Origin of the sequence: Bordetella petrii, from assembly GCF_017356245.1 — a bacterium.
In the GTDB taxonomy this organism is placed as follows: Bacteria; Pseudomonadota; Gammaproteobacteria; order Burkholderiales; family Burkholderiaceae_B; genus Bordetella_A; species Bordetella_A petrii_D.
On record NZ_JAFMZZ010000001.1, the window covers coordinates 2,852,472 to 2,867,351 of the forward strand.

The following is a 14,880-nucleotide window of genomic DNA, read 5'->3' on the forward strand; positions in this document are numbered from 1 at the left end:
GCCGTTCATGCGGAAAACGAGAGGCCGCGCGGGCCTCAGTGCAGCGTCGAGCCCTGCGGCGGCGCCTGGTTCAGGCCCAGCGCCGCTTCCCAGCTGCGCAGCGGCACGCAGGTCTGCAGGCGCTCGATGGCGCGCTGCACCAGAGCCGGATGCAGCACATGCCCCACGCGGCTGGCCACGTCGATCGTGGCATCGCCATGCAGGGCATCCAGCCGCGCCTGGGCCGCCTGGGCATGCGATACCGCCATGACGGCGTCGTCGGCGCCATGCAGCAGGTGAATGGTGGTGTATTGCGGGGCGCTTTTTGGCAATTGCGCATAGCGCCCGGAAAAGGCCAGCACCCGCCCGGCCAGGCCGTCGTGGGCCTGCACCGCTTCCAGCGCCATGATGGCCCCCTGCGAGAATCCCGCCAGCGCGGTGTCCGACTGCAGCAGCCCCAGGCGCGCCTGCGCGGCCCGGATGTATTCAACCAGCGCCGGCAGGGCGCGCGCCACGCGTTCGGCGCGGTTGTCGTCATCAACCCCCTGCACTGAAAACCACTGCCGCCCGCCGGCCGCGCCATCGCCAGGCTCGAACCCCGCCGGCGCCAGGATGGCAGCCTGCGGGAACGCGGCGCGCAACGCCCGCGCCAACGGCTGCAGATCCTGCGGCCCGCCGCCCACGCCGTGCAGCAGGATGAACAACTGCTTGATCTCGATGCCCGGGTCGGGCAAGAACTCTAGGGCGGCGGCGTTGGACATGGCGAGGCTCTGGCTGGGTCTGAGCCGTCATTGTAGATCCCGGGTCCAGGCTCTGGATTTGAGTTCCGGCACCGTTCCGGACCGCTTGGGCGGGCGGGGCGACGCACGTGTGCCGGCCCCGGGCGCCCGGACCGCACCGTGAAGCCCGCCCCCGCCCGGCCCGCCGCCGCGGCGCCTGAAGAACTCAAATTACTGTATATTCATACAGTAATAACGGATCCCCCCAAATGTTGCCCCCCGAACACATCCACCCCGCCCTGTGGCGCGCCACGCAATTGGCCCGCGGCGCCGAACGCGGGGTTCCCACCGGCCATGCCGCGCTGTCCGCGCTGTTGCCGGGCGGCGGCTGGCCGCCGGGTGCGTTGGTGGAATTGCTGGCCCCGCATCCGGGCGTCGGCGAAATCCGCCTGCTGCAGCCCGCCCTGGCCCAGCTCGACAGCCGCCAGGCCATCGCGCTGGTGCAGCCCCCGCACGTGCCGCACCTGGCCTGCTGGCAGGGCTGGCGCCTGGCCCCCCGCCAGTTGCTGTGGGTGGCGCCCGAACGCCCCGCCGACGCCCTGTGGGCCGCCGAGCAAATCCTCAAGCACGGCAGTTGCGGCGCCCTGCTTTGCTGGCTGCCCGCAGCGCGGCCCGAAGCGCTGCGCCGCCTGCACCTGGCCGCCCAGGGCGGCAGCACCCTGTGCTTCGCCCTGCGTCCCGCCACGGCGGCGCAGCAGGCCTCGCCCGCCCTCTTGCGGCTGGCGCTGGCCCCCGTGCCGGGCGGGCTGTCGGTCCACATCCTGAAGCGGCGCGGCCCGGCCTGCGCCGAACCGCTGCACATTGTTTTCGAACCCGCCACGCCGCCGGTTTCCGCACCGCCCCGCCATGCCCCTCTGGATCGCCGCCTTCCTGCGCTGCCTGCCGCTGGACGCCGCACGCCCGCAATGGCCTCGTGACGCGGCCTTCGCGGTGCTGGAACAAGAGCGCATCGCCGCCCTCACCCCCGCCGCCGCCGCGGCCGGGCTGCAGCCCGGCATGCGGCGCGCCGGCGCGGCGGCCCTGGCGCCGTCCATCGCCCTGCTGGCGCGCGACCTGCCGGCCGAAAACCGCATCCTGCACGAAGCGGCGCTGGCCCTGCTGCAATACACGCCCGACATCGCCCTGGCCGAACCCGACACCGTGCTGCTGCAGGTCGATGCCAGCCTGGCGTATTTCGGCGGCCCGCGCGCGCTGCACCGGCGCGTGGCCGCCACGCTGCGCGCCATGGGCCTGCACGCCTCGCTGGGCCAGGCCCCCACGGCCCAGGGCGCCTGGCTGCTGGCGCGCCAGGCCGCGCCCCGGGCGCCGCGCCGCGTACTGAAGGCCGCCACGCTGGCGCGCCGGCTGGATGCCTTGCCCTGCGCCCTGCTGCCCAGCGCCCAGCCGCGCCTGGACTGGCTGCACGACATCGGCTGCCACACCCTGGGCGCGCTGCGCCGCCTGCCGCGCGCCGGGTTGCAGCGGCGCTGCGGCACCGAACTGGTCCGGGCGCTCGACACGGCCTATGGCGCCACCCCCGAATGCCATGCCTGGATCCAGCCGCCCGCGCGCTTCCGGCAGCGGCTGGAACTGCCCGACTACATCGAGCATGCCGGCGCCGTGCTGGCCTCGGCGCGCCGCCTGCTCGAACAGCTCTGCGGCTGGCTGGCCGCCCGGCAGCGCGCGGTGCGGCACCTGACGCTGGTGCTGGAACACGAACGCGGCCGGCGTGCCCGCCCGCCCACCGTGCTGCCCCTGAGCCTGGCCCAGCCGGCCTGGCAGCAGCCGCACCTGCTGGGCCTGCTGCGCGAAAAACTCGGCCGCCTGCAGCTCGAGGCGCCGGTCATCGCCCTGGTCTTGCGCGTGGCCGACACCGTCGAACAGCCCGCCGCCAGCACCTGCCTGTTTCCCGAGCCCGGCGGCACGCCGGCCGAACACGCGCGGCTGCTGGACCTGCTCAGCGCCCGGCTGGGCCGCGAGCGCGTCCTGCACGCGCGGCCCGTGGCCGACCACCGCCCCGAAGCCGCCAACGGCTGGCAGGCGGCGCAGGACGGCCCCGGCGGCCAGGGCGCCCTGCCGGGGCTGCTCGACCGTCCGTTCTGGCTGCTGGACCCGCCCGTGCCGCTGCAGGTCATCCAGAACCGCCCCGCCTATGCCGGGCAGCCCTTGCGCCTGGTGCGCGGCCCCGAGCGCATCGAAAGCGGCTGGTGGGACGCCACCCTGACCGTGCGCGATTATTTCGTGGCCGAAGACGCCGCCGCGGCGCGCTACTGGCTGTACCGCGAACGCGATACCGAGCACGCCCGCTGGTTCCTGCACGGGCGCTACGCTTAGGGTCCGCCATGCCGCCGTCTTCGCTCCCGCCCGGCCTGCTGCCGCCCTATGCCGAACTGCAGTGCCTGTCCAATTTCTCGTTTCTGCAGGGCGCCTCGCATCCTGAAGAGCTGGTCGAACAGGCCGCGCAGCTGGGCTATGCCGCGCTGGCCATCACCGACGAGTGCTCGCTGGCGGGCGTGGTGCGCGCGCACGTGGCGGCCGAATCCCGCAAATTGCCGCTCATCATCGGCAGCACCCTGGTGTTGCACGGCGGCGCCGGCGCGCCCGATCTTACTGTGGTGCTGCTGGCGCAGAACCGCGAGGGCTACGGCAATCTGTCCGAACTGATCACGCTGGGCCGCTCACGCGCGCCCAAGGGCGAATACCGGCTGCTGGCCGACGACATCGCCGCGCCCGGCCCGGCCCATGCGCACCTGCGCGGCATGCCCGATTGCCTGGCCATCCTGGCGCCGCCCGACGGCACCGATGCCGAAGCGCTGACCCGCCAGGCCGCCTGGCTGGCGCGCACGTTCCCGGGGCGCGCCTGGGTCGGCCTGACCCTGCTGCACCACGCGCGCGACGACCTGCACCGCGCCGCCGTGCAGCAGGCCGCGCAGGCCGCCGCGCTGCCCATCGTGGCGCTGGGCCGGGTGCAGATGCACCTGCGTTCGCGCAAGCCGCTGCACGACACGCTGGCGGCCATCCGCAGCAAGCGCAGCGTGGCGCAATGCGGCTACGACCTGCAGGCCAATGCCGAGCAGCATCTGCGCACCCGCCTGCGCCTGGCTGCGCTGTACCCGCCCGACGCCCTGGCGCAGACCCTGGCCATCGCGCAGCGCTGCAGCTTTTCGCTGCGCACGCTGCGCTACGAGTATCCCGACGAAATCGTGCCGGCCGGCGAAACCCCCGCCAGCTACCTGCGCCGCGAAGTCTATGCGGGCGCCCGCGGCCGCTACCACGGCAATGTTCCCGCATCCGTCGCCACCCAGATCGAAAAAGAACTCTCGCTGATCGCCGAACTGGAATACGAGCCCTATTTCCTGACGGTCTACGACATCGTGCAGGAAGCGCGCCGCCGGAACATCCTGTGCCAGGGGCGCGGCTCGGCCGCCAATTCGGTGGTCTGCTATTGCCTGGGCATCACCGCGGTGCCGCCCGAGCAAAGCAAGGCCCTGTTCGAACGCTTCATCAGCAAAGAGCGCAACGAGCCGCCGGATATCGACGTCGATTTCGAGCACCAGCGCCGCGAAGAAATCATCCAGTACATCTACGATAAATACGGACGGCACCGCGCCGCGCTGACTGGCGTGGTGATTTCATACCGCCCGCGCAGCGTGCTGCGCGACACCGGCCGCGCGCTGGGCGTCGATCTGGGCATCATCGATGCCGTGGCGCGCGCGCACCAGTGGTGGGACGGCCGGCAGGCCATGCTGCGCACGCTGGGCGCCTGCGGCCTGGACCCCGAATCCCGCGTGGCGCGGCACTGGGCCGTGCTGGCCGAAACCCTGATCGGCTTTCCGCGCCATTTGTCGCAGCACCCCGGCGGCTTCGTGATCTCGCGCGGCAACCTGGCCCGCCTGGTGCCCATCGAAAACGCCGCCATGCCCGACCGCAGCGTGGTGCAGTGGGACAAGGACGATCTCGACGCGCTGGGCCTGCTCAAGGTGGATATCCTGGCCCTGGGCATGCTGTCGGTACTGCACCGCGCGCTGGATTTCGCCGCACAGCGGCGCGGCCGGCCGCTGGCGCTGCATGAAATCCCGCAAGGCGACGATCCCACCTACGAAATGATCTGCGATGCCGACACCATCGGCGTCTTCCAGATCGAATCGCGCGCGCAGATGAGCATGCTGCCGCGCCTGAAGCCGCGCAACTACTACGACCTGGTGGTTCAGGTGGCCATCGTGCGGCCCGGCCCGATCCAGGGCGGCATGGTGCATCCCTACCTGAAGCGGCGCAACGGAGCGCCCGTCACCTATCCCAGCGCAGCCGTGGAAGGCGTGCTTACGCGCACGCTGGGCGTGCCCATTTTCCAGGAACAGGTCATGCAGATCGCCATGGTGGCGGCCGATTTCAGCGCCGGCGAGGCCGATGCGCTGCGGCGCTCGATGGCGTCCTGGAAGCGCAAGGGCGGCATCAGCAAATACACCGACCAGCTGGTCGCCGGCCTGCTGAAAAACGGCTACAGCGCCGAGTTCGCCGAGGCCATCATCCGCCAGATCGAGGGCTTCGGCGAATACGGTTTCCCGGAAAGCCACGCGGCCAGCTTCGCACTGCTGGCCTATGCCAGTTCGTGGCTCAAGCGCCACGAACCCGAAGCCTTCCTGGCGGCGCTGCTCAATTCGCAGCCCATGGGCTTTTATGCGCCGGCCCAACTGGTGCAGGACGCGCGCCGCCACGAGGTCGTCGTGCTGCCGGCCGACGTGGCCATCAGCGGCTGGGAAGCTTCGCTGGAAAACCTGCCCGGCCCCGCCGGCCAGCCCGCTGAACGGCCCGCCGTGCGGCTGGGCCTGAACCAGGTGCAGGGCCTGTCGGAAGACGCCGGCCGCCGCATCGAACAGGCGCGCGCCGCACGGCCCTACGCCGACACGCGCGACCTGGGCCGCCGCGCCGCGCTCAGCCGCCACGAACTCGACGCGCTGGCCGCCGCCGATGCCCTGCGCACCCTGGCCGGGCACCGCCGCCTGGCCAGCTGGGAAGCCAGCGCCAGCGTCGCCCACCGCGACCTGCTGCGCGATGCCGACGTGGCCGAAGCCGCCGCGCCCGCCCTGCCGGCGCCCACCGAAGGGCAATCCATTTCCGCCGACTACCGCAGCCTGCGCCTGACGCTGCGGCGCCATCCCCTGGCGCTGCTGCGGCCGCGCCTGCAGGCGCTGCGCTTCGAAACCGCCGCCGTGCTCGGCACTTACCCCGACCGCCGCCTGGCGCGCGCCTGCGGCCTGGTCACCGTGCGCCAGCGGCCGCAAACCGCCAAGGGCACCATCTTCGTCACCCTGGAAGACGAAACCGGGCCGGTCAACGTGGTGGTGCGCAATGAACTGATCGAGCGCCAGCGCCGCGAACTGCTGGGCGCCACGCTGCTGGGGGTATACGGCATCTGGCAAAGCGCCAATGGCGTGCGCCACCTGATCGCACAGCGGCTGGTGGACCTGTCGGCGCTGCTGGGCGGACTGTCGACGCGCAGCCGCAACTTCCACTGAGCACGCGGGCGGCCTCCATGCCAGATGCCTGGAACCGCAGCCGATGGTTTGCCGACGGCTACGGTTTGAACGGCCCGGCGTCTACAGGCAGTTCCAGGCCCGACATCTGCGCCGTCAGCAAGGCCGCGCTGCCGCAGGCCAGGGTGAAGCCGAGCGCTCCCTGGCCGATGTTCAGCCACAGGTTGTCGGCCACCCGGCTGGCGCCGATCAGGGGCTTGCCGGTGGGCGTGGCCGGACGCAGGCCGGCCCAGGGCACCGCCTCGCTCAGGTCCAGCTGCGGGAAGGCCTCGTTCACCTGGCGCTTCAGCAAGGCGATGCGGGCGGGATCGATATCGGCGTCCCGGCTGCCGATGTCGACCATGGCGGCGATGCGCAGCATCCGGCCCACGCGGGCATAGACGATGCGCCGCTCGTAGTCGGTCACGCTGATGGCCGGGGCGGTGTTGTCATCGGGCGCCAGCGGCACGCTCAGGCTGTAGCCTTTCAGCGGATACAGCGGCACGTCCTGGCCCAGCGGCCTGAGCAACGCGCGCGAACCCATGCCGGCGGCCAGCACCACTGCGTCGGCGCCGATATCGCCATGGGCGGTTTCCACCGCCACGATCTTGCGGCCGGCGCGGCGCAGCCCGTGCACCGGGCTGGCCATGCGGCATTCGGCGTTGCCCAGTTCTTTCAGGCGCCGGAACAGGGCCTCGGTGAACTGCCGGCAATCGCCGGCCTCTTCGCTGGGGGTGTAGACCGCGCCCGCCAGGCGGCGGCCCAGCCCGGCCAGGGCCGGCTCCAGCTTCAACGTATCGGCCGCGTCCAGCACCCGCTGCTCGGCGCCCAGCGCGGCCTGGTAGGCTACCAGCTTGCGGGCTTTTTCAAGCAGTTCCGGGCTGCGATAGGCGATCAGCTTGCCGTTGCGCACATGGCCGAAATCGAGTTCTTCCTGCTCGAGCAGGCGGTGCATCACGTCGCGGCTCAGATACGACAAGGCCTGCAGCTGTGCCGTGGAAGCCTGCGCCACCGACGCGCGGCAGGCCAGCGCGAACCGCAGGCTCCACAGCCACTGATGCGGATCCAGGCGCGGTCGGAAACGCAGCGGCGAATCGGCGCGCAGCAGCCACCCCGGCACGCTGGACAAGACCCCCGGGCCGGCCAGCGGCGCCACATAGCTGTAGCTGAGCTGCCCGCCGTTGGCATAGCTGGACACCGTGGCCGGGCGGGCCCGGCTGTCGACCAGCACCACCTCGTGCCCCTGCCGGGCCAGGAAATAAGCCGACGTCACCCCGACCACGCCGGCGCCGATTACGCATACCCTCATGGAAAACCCTGAATAACCATACTTGCAGCCATTCTGGAATGCCGCCGCTCCCCCGGCAAATGCCAAACTCGCAAGCTCCCATAACCTAAAGTTTTCTTTCTGGGGCTGCCTTGGTTGGGAGGTCTCTTTCGGTCTAGGGGGAGTGGGTTTGGTTCTTCTGGCGTCGGAGCGGGGCGTGGGGGCGGGCTTGGCTTCACGGGGCCGTCCGGGCGCCCTGCGCGCCCGGGCCCGGCCCCGAGGCGCCGCGCCCGCCCCCACGCCCCGCCCCGACTCGCGGTCAAGCCAATTGACCTGCCGCCGGGACGAGAAGGGTTCTTGCCTTCGTCGGCAGCGGGGGGTCAAAGAGAAGGGTCTTGCGGGGCCGCCCCCGCCGGCCGCCCTGCGCGGCCGGCGGGGGCATTCGTTCAATGTGGCGTGTGAGGGTGACTGACACCTCGGGCCCGCAAGCCGCCGCAGATCCATGCCCGAATGCTGCGCAGCGCCGCGCTGGGCGGCGTTGCGCAGCGGCCCTGCACGATTTTTCTCTCAAGACGAGCGCGCCCCACGAAGCTCAAGGACTCCGGCCGTCCCGGCGATGACTGGGCTTGCCGCTGCTGCGAGTCGGGCCGGGCGGCGGGGCATGGTCCGGGCGCCTCGGGGCCGAGCGAGGGAAACCGAAGGAGGCCGCAGGCTGACGCGGTTGACGACGCGGTGCCTGGCGCGAAGGCGCCAGGCCGGCCCCGTGAAGCCCGGGCCATGCCTCGCTGCCCGGACCGACGCCAGAAGAACACCCCCCAAAACGCGAAAAAAGCCCGCTAAGCCACCCGATGTAAGCGCACGATCGCCTCCCCTGTAGGCGCGCGCACCAGATCCGCCAAGGTATGCCGATTCAAGGCGTCGTAGAACACCTGCAGGCTGTCGGCCAGCACGCCGGACAGGCGGCACAGGCCGTTCAGGGCACAGGGCGGCTCGGCGCAGTTGATCAGGGCGCCCTGGTGTTCCAGGGCGCGCACCAGGTCGCCCACCCGGTAGGCCGAGGGCGGGTGGGCCAGGCGCAGGCCGCCGCCCTTGCCGCGGGCGGTGGCCACCCAGCCCTGCTGGGCCAGGAAATGCACCACCTTCACCATATGGTTGCGCGATACATCGAAGCGCGCGGCGATTTCGGGAATCGTCGCGGGCGTCGCGCGGCCGTTGTCCTGCGTCAGGTACATCAGCACGCGCAGGCCGAAGTCGGTGTATCGGGTCAGTTGCATGCGGCCAGACTATACCGGCTAAGCGCCCGGGCCGCCCGTGCCGAAGACTTCGGCATGGATGCGGTCGGATGCCACGCCCAGATCGGCCAGGCTCTTGCGCTGCGCGTCCATGAACGGCAGCGGGCCGCACAGGTAGTAATCGGCGTCGGGCAGCACCGCCACGTCGCGGATCGCCGGCAGGTCCATGCGGCCGGCGTAGTCGTAGTCGCGGCCGGGCTGGTCGCCGGTGCCCACCGTTTCGTAGTAGATTACCTTGCGCACGTTCGGCCGCGCCTGCGTCACCGTGTTGATGTGCGCTTTCATGGCATGCACCGAACTGTCGCGGCAGGCATGCACAAAGCGGATCTGGCGGCCGTCGTCGCGCGCCACCAGATGGTTCAGCATCGACACCATGGGCGTCAGCCCCACCCCGCCGCTCAGCAGCACCACGGGCGCGGCGCGCCGGGCGTCCAGCGTGAAATCGCCCTGCGGCGGCGCCAGGTCCAGCACATCGCCTTCCTGCACGCGGGCATGCAGCAGGTTGGACACGCTGCCCGCCGGCGCGCCGGCCTTGCCGCCTTCGCGCTTGACCGAAATGCGCAGCCGCCCCTGGCCGGGCGCATCGGACAAACTGTACTGGCGCGGCTGCATCAGCCCCAGTTCAGGCACATACACGCGCAGCGAAATATACTGGCCCGGCAGGTAGTCGGGCACGCTGCCGCCATCGGCCGGCACCAGGTAGAACGAAGTGATCTCGGCGCTTTCGGGCACCTTGCGTTCCACCCGGAAAGCGCGCCAGCCCGTCCAGCCGCCGTCCTTGCCGGCCGACTGCGCGTACAGGCGGGCCTCTTCGGCGATGAGCAGGTCGGCCAGCTGGCCATAGGCGGCCGCCCAGGCGGCGATCAGCTCGTCGGTGGCGGCCGCGCCCAGCACCTCGCTGATCGAGGCCAGCAGGTGCTTGCCCACGATGGCGTAGTGTTCGGGGCGGATGCCCAGGCTGACATGCTTGTGCACGATGCGCGTCACCACCGGCGCCAGCACCGACGGGTCGTCGATGTGCTCGGCGTAGGCCGCCACGGCCGCGGCCAGAGCCTGCTGCTGCTGTCCGCCCTCTTGGTGGCCCTGATTGAACACCTGCTTCAGTTCCGGGTTGTGGCGGAACATGCGGGCATAAAAATGGCGGGTCAGCGCCTCGCCATGGGTTTTCAGAACAGGCGCGGTGGCCTTGACCAGTGTGCGGACTTCCTGGCTCAACATGAGTACTGCTCCTTCGTCTACGGGTGAGGCTTAAAACATGTATTTATTATACATTTTAAAGACGGCCATACCGGCCGGCGTTTGCGCGGCGCACCGGCGCCCGGTTAAAACATCAGTTCAGCCGTATCCACCATAAAGGTTTCACCATGAGCAGCATCTCGCTCAAGACCCGCCTGTCCGACGCCATCAAAGACGCCATGCGCGCGCGCGATTCGCAGCGCCTGTCCACCCTGCGGTTCCTGTTCGCCGCGGTCAAGCAGAAAGAAGTCGATGAACGCCACGAACTGACCGACGCCGAAATCACCGCCATCATCGAAAAGCAGGTCAAGCAGCGACGCGAATCGATCGCCGCCTTCGAACAGGCCGGCCGCCTTGAAACCGCCGCCCAGGAAACCGCCGAGCTCGACGTGTTGCGCGAATTCCTGCCGCAGGCCGCCACGCCGGAAGAAATCGACGCCGCCATCAGCGCCGCGCTGGCCGAAGTGGCCAAACAGGGCGTCAGCGGCGGGCCCGCCATGGGCAAGGTCATGGCCATCCTGAAGGCCGCCCTGGCCGGCCGCGCCGACATGACCCTGGTGTCGCAGCAGGTCAAGCAGCGTCTGGTGTAGGCAGCGCCAGCCCCGCCCCCGCCGGGCCGAACAGATCCAGGTCGGCCTGGCGCGCCAGCGCGGCGGGATCATCGAAATTGCTCATTCCCACGCCCGCCAGCCGGTAGCGCGTGTGCGCCGGCAGGTCGACGCGCGCACACAGCTGGCGCGCCACCTCGGCCAGGGCCTCGGCCGATGCCGGCGCGCGCGTCAGCGTCAGCGTGCGCGTCAGGATGCGGAACCGGTCGGTCTTGAGTTTCAGCACCACCGTGCGGCCCACCGCGCCTTTTTTCACGGCCTGGCCCCACACCTTCACGGCCAGCCGCGCCAGCGGCTCGTCCAGGGCGCCCAGCGGCTGGTCGACGGCGAAGGTGGTCTCGGCCGAAATCTGCTGCAACGGGGCGTCCGGCTGCACCTCGCGCCGGTCGATGCCCTGCGACAGCTCGTGCAGGCGGATGCCGTAGCGCCCGAAGTGATGCTCGAGCTCGGCCGCCGTGTAGCGCGCCAGGTCTCCCACGGTATGCACGCCCAGCGTCTCGAGCCGGCCCTGCATCACTTTGCCCACCCCGGGCACCTTGCGCACCGGCAGCGGCTGCAAGAACGCCAGCACCTGGGCGGGCTTGATGACGAACAGCCCGTCGGGCTTGTCCCAGTCGGATGCGATCTTGGCCAGGAACTTGTTGGGCGCCACCCCCGCCGATGCGGTCAGCCGGGTTTCCTGCAGGATCTCGCGGCGGATGGCGCGCGCCACCTCGGTGGCCGATGGCAGCCCCTGCTTGTTGGCCGTGACGTCCAGGTAGGCCTCGTCCAGCGACAGCGGCTCGATCAGGTCGGTGTGGCGCGCGAATATCTGCCGCACCTGGCGCGACACATCGCGGTAGCGGTTGAAATCGGGCGGCACGTAGACCGCGGCGGGACACAGGCGCTGCGCGCGCGCCACCGACATGGCCGAATGCACCCCATAGCGTCGCGCCTCGTACGAGGCCGCGCACACCACCGAGCGCGGGCCTTCCCAGGCCACCACCACCGGCAGCCCGCGCAGCGCCGGATTGTCGCGCTGTTCGACCGACGCGTAGAACGCGTCCATGTCGACGTGTACGATCTTGCGCGAAGACGATGGCATGACAGGCACCCGGCGGGCGATACGGACGGCGATGGGATGGAAAAAAGAATATTATGACGCGCTCTCACGCATCCACCGATACTTGCCCGTATTCATGACCTCGCCCGCCCCTACTGATTACTTCGGCCTGACCATCCCGCTGATGAGCCTGATGGGACTGGTTCCGGACAGGATCGGCCCCGACAGCGCCCGCACCGTGCTGCCCTGGCGCGCCGACCTCACCAACAGCCGCGGCGACATCCACGGCGGCACCCTGATGAGCGTGCTCGACTTCACCCTCAGCGCGGCCGCCCGCGGCAACGATCCCGCCCTGGGCATGGCCACCATCGACATGACCACCAGCTTCATGTCGCCCGGCACCGGCGACCTGGTCATCGAAGCGCGCTGCCTGCGGCGCGGCGCCTCGATCGCGTTCTGCGAAGGCGAAGTGCGCGGCGCCGACGGCCAACTGGTGGCCAGGGCGTCCGCCACGTTCAAGATCATCAAGCGGCGGCCTGGCGGGGATTGATCCCCCCGAAGCGCTGCGCGCGTTCCATCTGGCGGATCGGCAAAGCCGGCTCCGCGGCGTCCCCGATCGGACCATGCCTTAACGCTGCGGCTGCGGCATCGGCCGCGGCAGTTCCCAGACCTGCTCGGCGGGGCGCGGGTCGCCCGGCATGTACGCCACGCACGAAGGCACGCCGTAAATAATGGCTTCGCGCATGGCGCGCATGGCGTCGGTATTCCAGATGCCGCGCCCCCACATGGCGACGTCCACTTTCGATTGGCGCTCGTCCAGCGCGGCGATGCGCACGCGCGCCACGTCGTCGTTGGTGAACGGCACCTCGACGCGCACCAGGGCGCCGCGCCCGGCCTGGTCGACCTCACCGTGCACCGTGTAGGCACCCGTGCCGCGCAGGCAGCGCTCGGCCTGCGCCTCGGCGGCGCTGTAGGCATCGCGGTAACCGGACTGCACCGTAAAGCTGTCGGTCAGCGCACTGCCGCCGGAAAGGCCGGTCGAGCATCCCGCCAGGCCCGCGGCGCCCAGCGCCGCTGCCACTGCAACTCTGATCATGTTGACTCCCGTAACGTGGCTGCGATTATCCCGCAATCGGCCGCCCGCCCGCCACCGGAACGCGCGCGCCGGTTCGACGCGCCCGCCCCGCCTGTGGCATGATCGGCGGATACCGCCGGGCCCGCCCGGCCCAGGAGACCCGCTTTGCCCCACGCCTCTTCCGCGGCCGCCCAGCCGCCGCGCCGCTACCCCCTGAAAGACTTCTTCCGCAACCCCGACCGGGGGTTTTTCCGCCTGGCCGACGACGGCAGGACGCTGGGTTTCATGCAGCCGGTGGCGATGGATGAACATCCGGCCCGCATGAACATTTTCGTACAGGCGCTGCAAGACGGCCGTCCCGCCGGCGAGCCGCGGCGGCTCACCGGCGAAACCGCGCGCGACATCAGCAATTTCTTCTGGAAAGGCAGCGACATCGTGCTGTACCAGAAAGATTTCGGCGGCGATGAGAACTTCCACGTGCTGGCCGTCAATGCGCGCACCGGCACGGCCCACGACCTGACGCCCTACCCCGGCGTGCGGGCCGGCATCGAAGACGACCTGCCCGACGACCCCGACCACGTGCTGATCAGCCACAACCAGCGCGACCCGCAAGTGTTCGACGTGTACCGCGTCAATGTGCGCACCGGCGCGGCCGCGCTGGTGGCGCAGAACCCCGGCAACGTGGTCGGCTGGCAGACCGACCACGCCGGCAAGGTGCGCGCCGCCCTGACCAGCGACGGGCTCGACACCACCCTGCTGTACCGCGACGACGAGGCCGCGCCGTTCCGTGCGCTGATCACCACCGACTACCGCACCACCGTCAGCCCGGCCTTCTTCACGTTCGACGACCGCCGCTTCTACGCACTGAGCAACCGCGGGCGCGACAAGCTGGCGCTGGTCATCGTCGACCCGGCCCGGCCCGACGACGAAGAACTCGTGTTCGCCACCGACGAGGTCGACCTCGACGCGGCCGGCTATTCGCGCAAGCGCCGCGTGCTGACGCTGGCCGCCTACCAGACCGACAAGCCGCGCCGCCATTATTTCGACGCCCCTACCGAAGCGCTGTACGGGCAGCTGGAAGACCTGCTGCCCGGCTATGACCTGGCCATCCAGGGCTGGAACCGCGATGAAGACACCTTCATCGTGGCCGCCTACAACGACCGCACGCCGGGCGCGCGCTACCTGTTCCAGAGCGGCGCGGGCACGCTGCACAAGCTGGCCGACATCAATCCGTCCATTCCCGAGGCCGACATGGCGCAGGTGCGGCCGGTGCGCTACACCAGCCGCGACGGGCTGGAAATCCACGGCTACCTGACCCTGCCCGCCGGCCGCCCGCCGCGCGGCCTGCCGTGCATCGTCAACCCCCACGGCGGGCCCTGGGCGCGCGACGGCTGGGGCTACAACCCCGAGGTGCAGTTCCTGGCCAACCGCGGCTTCTGCGTGCTGCAGATGAATTTCCGCGGCTCCACCGGCTACGGCCGCCGTTTCTGGGAAGCCAGCTTCGGCCAATGGGGCCTGGCCATGCAGGACGACATCACCGACGGCGTGCGCTGGCTGATCGACCAGGGCATCGCCGACCCGGCCCGCATCGGCATTTACGGCGGCAGCTACGGCGGCTATGCCACGCTGGCCGGCATTGCCTTCACCCCCGAACTGTACGCGGCCGCCGTCGACTACGTGGGCGTATCCAACCTGTTCACCTTCATGAACACCATTCCGCCCTACTGGAAGCCGCTGCTGGCCAAGATGCACGACATGGTGGGCCACCCCGAGCGCGACCACGACCGCCTGGCCGCCACTTCGCCGGCCCTGCACGTCGACCGCATCCGCACCCCGCTGCTGATCGCCCAGGGCGCCCAGGACCCGCGCGTCAACAAGGCCGAAAGCGACCAGGTCGTGCAGGCCCTGCGGCAGCGCGGCGTCGAAGTCGAATACCTGGTCAAAGACAACGAAGGCCACGGATTCCACAACGACGAAAACAAATTCGAGTTCTACGCGGCCATGGAAGCCTTTTTCGTGGAACACCTGAAACCATAAAAAACGGGGCACGAACCCGGACCGGGCCGGCCGCCCGCCCTCTTGGCATGTTTGGTTACGGAAACCTAATGGC

The 14,880-nt window shown here is 70.2% G+C and carries 12 protein-coding genes; 6 read left to right on the forward strand and 6 right to left on the reverse strand.

Annotation, left to right across the window (positions count from 1 at the left end; all coding sequences use genetic code 11):
- Window positions 1-35: 35 nt before the first annotated feature.
- Window positions 36-740, reverse strand: coding sequence for an esterase (gene ypfH, locus J2P76_RS13755; protein WP_207408262.1), 705 nt, complete (start codon window positions 738-740; stop codon window positions 36-38).
- Window positions 741-967: 227 nt separating this feature from the next.
- On the opposite strand from ypfH, the gene imuA reads away from it, so the two are divergent.
- The 3 genes from imuA to J2P76_RS13770 are packed head-to-tail and all read left to right on the forward strand — an operon-like array spanning window position 968 to window position 6,253.
- Entirely contained in the window at window positions 968-1,675 is a 708-nt protein-coding gene (imuA, locus tag J2P76_RS13760; protein WP_207408263.1) for a translesion DNA synthesis-associated protein ImuA, read from the forward strand.
- Complete coding sequence (locus tag J2P76_RS13765) at window positions 1,605-3,071, forward strand: Y-family DNA polymerase (RefSeq protein WP_207408264.1); 1,467 nt, start codon at window positions 1,605-1,607, stop codon at window positions 3,069-3,071. Before imuA ends, J2P76_RS13765 begins: the two co-directional genes overlap by 71 nt.
- 8 nt (window positions 3,072-3,079) lie before the next feature.
- On the forward strand, window positions 3,080-6,253 hold the full coding sequence (locus J2P76_RS13770; RefSeq protein WP_207408265.1) for an error-prone DNA polymerase: 3,174 nt from the start codon (window positions 3,080-3,082) through the stop codon (window positions 6,251-6,253).
- Window positions 6,254-6,311: 58 nt separating this feature from the next.
- On the opposite strand, the gene J2P76_RS13775 is transcribed toward J2P76_RS13770, so the two are convergent.
- The 3 genes from J2P76_RS13775 to hmpA all read right to left on the reverse strand — a co-directional run bounded on the left by J2P76_RS13775 (window position 6,312) and on the right by hmpA (window position 10,027).
- Window positions 6,312-7,559 carry a D-amino acid dehydrogenase gene (locus J2P76_RS13775; RefSeq protein WP_207408266.1) on the reverse strand — a complete coding sequence of 416 codons (1,248 nt, stop codon included), beginning with the start codon at window positions 7,557-7,559 and terminating at the stop codon, window positions 6,312-6,314.
- Window positions 7,560-8,353: 794 nt separating this feature from the next.
- Complete coding sequence (locus J2P76_RS13780) at window positions 8,354-8,791, reverse strand: Rrf2 family transcriptional regulator (protein ID WP_207408267.1); 438 nt, start codon at window positions 8,789-8,791, stop codon at window positions 8,354-8,356.
- An 18-nt stretch (window positions 8,792-8,809) separates the two neighbouring features.
- Complete coding sequence (gene hmpA / locus J2P76_RS13785; RefSeq protein WP_207408268.1) at window positions 8,810-10,027, reverse strand: NO-inducible flavohemoprotein; 1,218 nt, start codon at window positions 10,025-10,027, stop codon at window positions 8,810-8,812.
- Between the two features lie 146 nt (window positions 10,028-10,173).
- On the opposite strand from hmpA, the gene J2P76_RS13790 reads away from it, so the two are divergent.
- Window positions 10,174-10,635, forward strand: coding sequence for a GatB/YqeY domain-containing protein (locus J2P76_RS13790; RefSeq protein WP_207408269.1), 462 nt, complete (start codon window positions 10,174-10,176; stop codon window positions 10,633-10,635).
- Here the strand turns inward: J2P76_RS13790 and dinB are convergent.
- Window positions 10,616-11,737, reverse strand: a complete 1,122-nt coding sequence (gene dinB / locus J2P76_RS13795) for a DNA polymerase IV (RefSeq protein WP_207408270.1) — start codon at window positions 11,735-11,737, stop codon at window positions 10,616-10,618. The genes J2P76_RS13790 and dinB overlap by 20 nt on opposite strands.
- 94 nt (window positions 11,738-11,831) lie before the next feature.
- Here dinB and J2P76_RS13800 point away from each other — a divergent pair, with 94 nt between their 5' ends.
- Entirely contained in the window at window positions 11,832-12,245 is a 414-nt protein-coding gene (locus J2P76_RS13800) for a PaaI family thioesterase (RefSeq protein ID WP_207408271.1), read from the forward strand.
- 78 nt (window positions 12,246-12,323) lie between these two features.
- On the opposite strand, the gene J2P76_RS13805 is transcribed toward J2P76_RS13800, so the two are convergent.
- Window positions 12,324-12,791: a BPTD_2524 family lipoprotein gene (locus J2P76_RS13805; RefSeq protein WP_207408272.1), complete on the reverse strand. Its 468-nt coding sequence runs from the start codon at window positions 12,789-12,791 to the stop codon at window positions 12,324-12,326.
- Between the two features lie 144 nt (window positions 12,792-12,935).
- Between J2P76_RS13805 and J2P76_RS13810 the strand changes: the two genes are divergently transcribed.
- On the forward strand, window positions 12,936-14,807 hold the full coding sequence (locus tag J2P76_RS13810; RefSeq protein WP_207408273.1) for a S9 family peptidase: 1,872 nt from the start codon (window positions 12,936-12,938) through the stop codon (window positions 14,805-14,807).
- The last annotated feature ends 73 nt before the right edge of the window (window positions 14,808-14,880 follow it).

Bases quoted from the DNA above. Each gene is read 5' to 3' on its own strand.
- J2P76_RS13775 (WP_207408266.1), bottom strand. From the start codon at position 7,559: ATGAGGGTATGCGTAATCGGCGCCGGCGTGGTCGGGGTGACGTCGGCT.
- ypfH (WP_207408262.1), bottom strand. From the start codon at position 740: ATGTCCAACGCCGCCGCCCTAGAGTTCTTGCCCGACCCGGGCATCGAG.
- imuA (WP_207408263.1), top strand. From the start codon at position 968: ATGTTGCCCCCCGAACACATCCACCCCGCCCTGTGGCGCGCCACGCAA.
- J2P76_RS13805 (WP_207408272.1), bottom strand. From the start codon at position 12,791: ATGATCAGAGTTGCAGTGGCAGCGGCGCTGGGCGCCGCGGGCCTGGCG.
- J2P76_RS13790 (WP_207408269.1), top strand. From the start codon at position 10,174: ATGAGCAGCATCTCGCTCAAGACCCGCCTGTCCGACGCCATCAAAGAC.
- J2P76_RS13770 (WP_207408265.1), top strand. From the start codon at position 3,080: ATGCCGCCGTCTTCGCTCCCGCCCGGCCTGCTGCCGCCCTATGCCGAA.
- dinB (WP_207408270.1), bottom strand. From the start codon at position 11,737: ATGCCATCGTCTTCGCGCAAGATCGTACACGTCGACATGGACGCGTTC.
- J2P76_RS13800 (WP_207408271.1), top strand. From the start codon at position 11,832: ATGACCTCGCCCGCCCCTACTGATTACTTCGGCCTGACCATCCCGCTG.
- J2P76_RS13780 (WP_207408267.1), bottom strand. From the start codon at position 8,791: ATGCAACTGACCCGATACACCGACTTCGGCCTGCGCGTGCTGATGTAC.
- J2P76_RS13765 (WP_207408264.1), top strand. From the start codon at position 1,605: ATGCCCCTCTGGATCGCCGCCTTCCTGCGCTGCCTGCCGCTGGACGCC.
- hmpA (WP_207408268.1), bottom strand. From the start codon at position 10,027: ATGTTGAGCCAGGAAGTCCGCACACTGGTCAAGGCCACCGCGCCTGTT.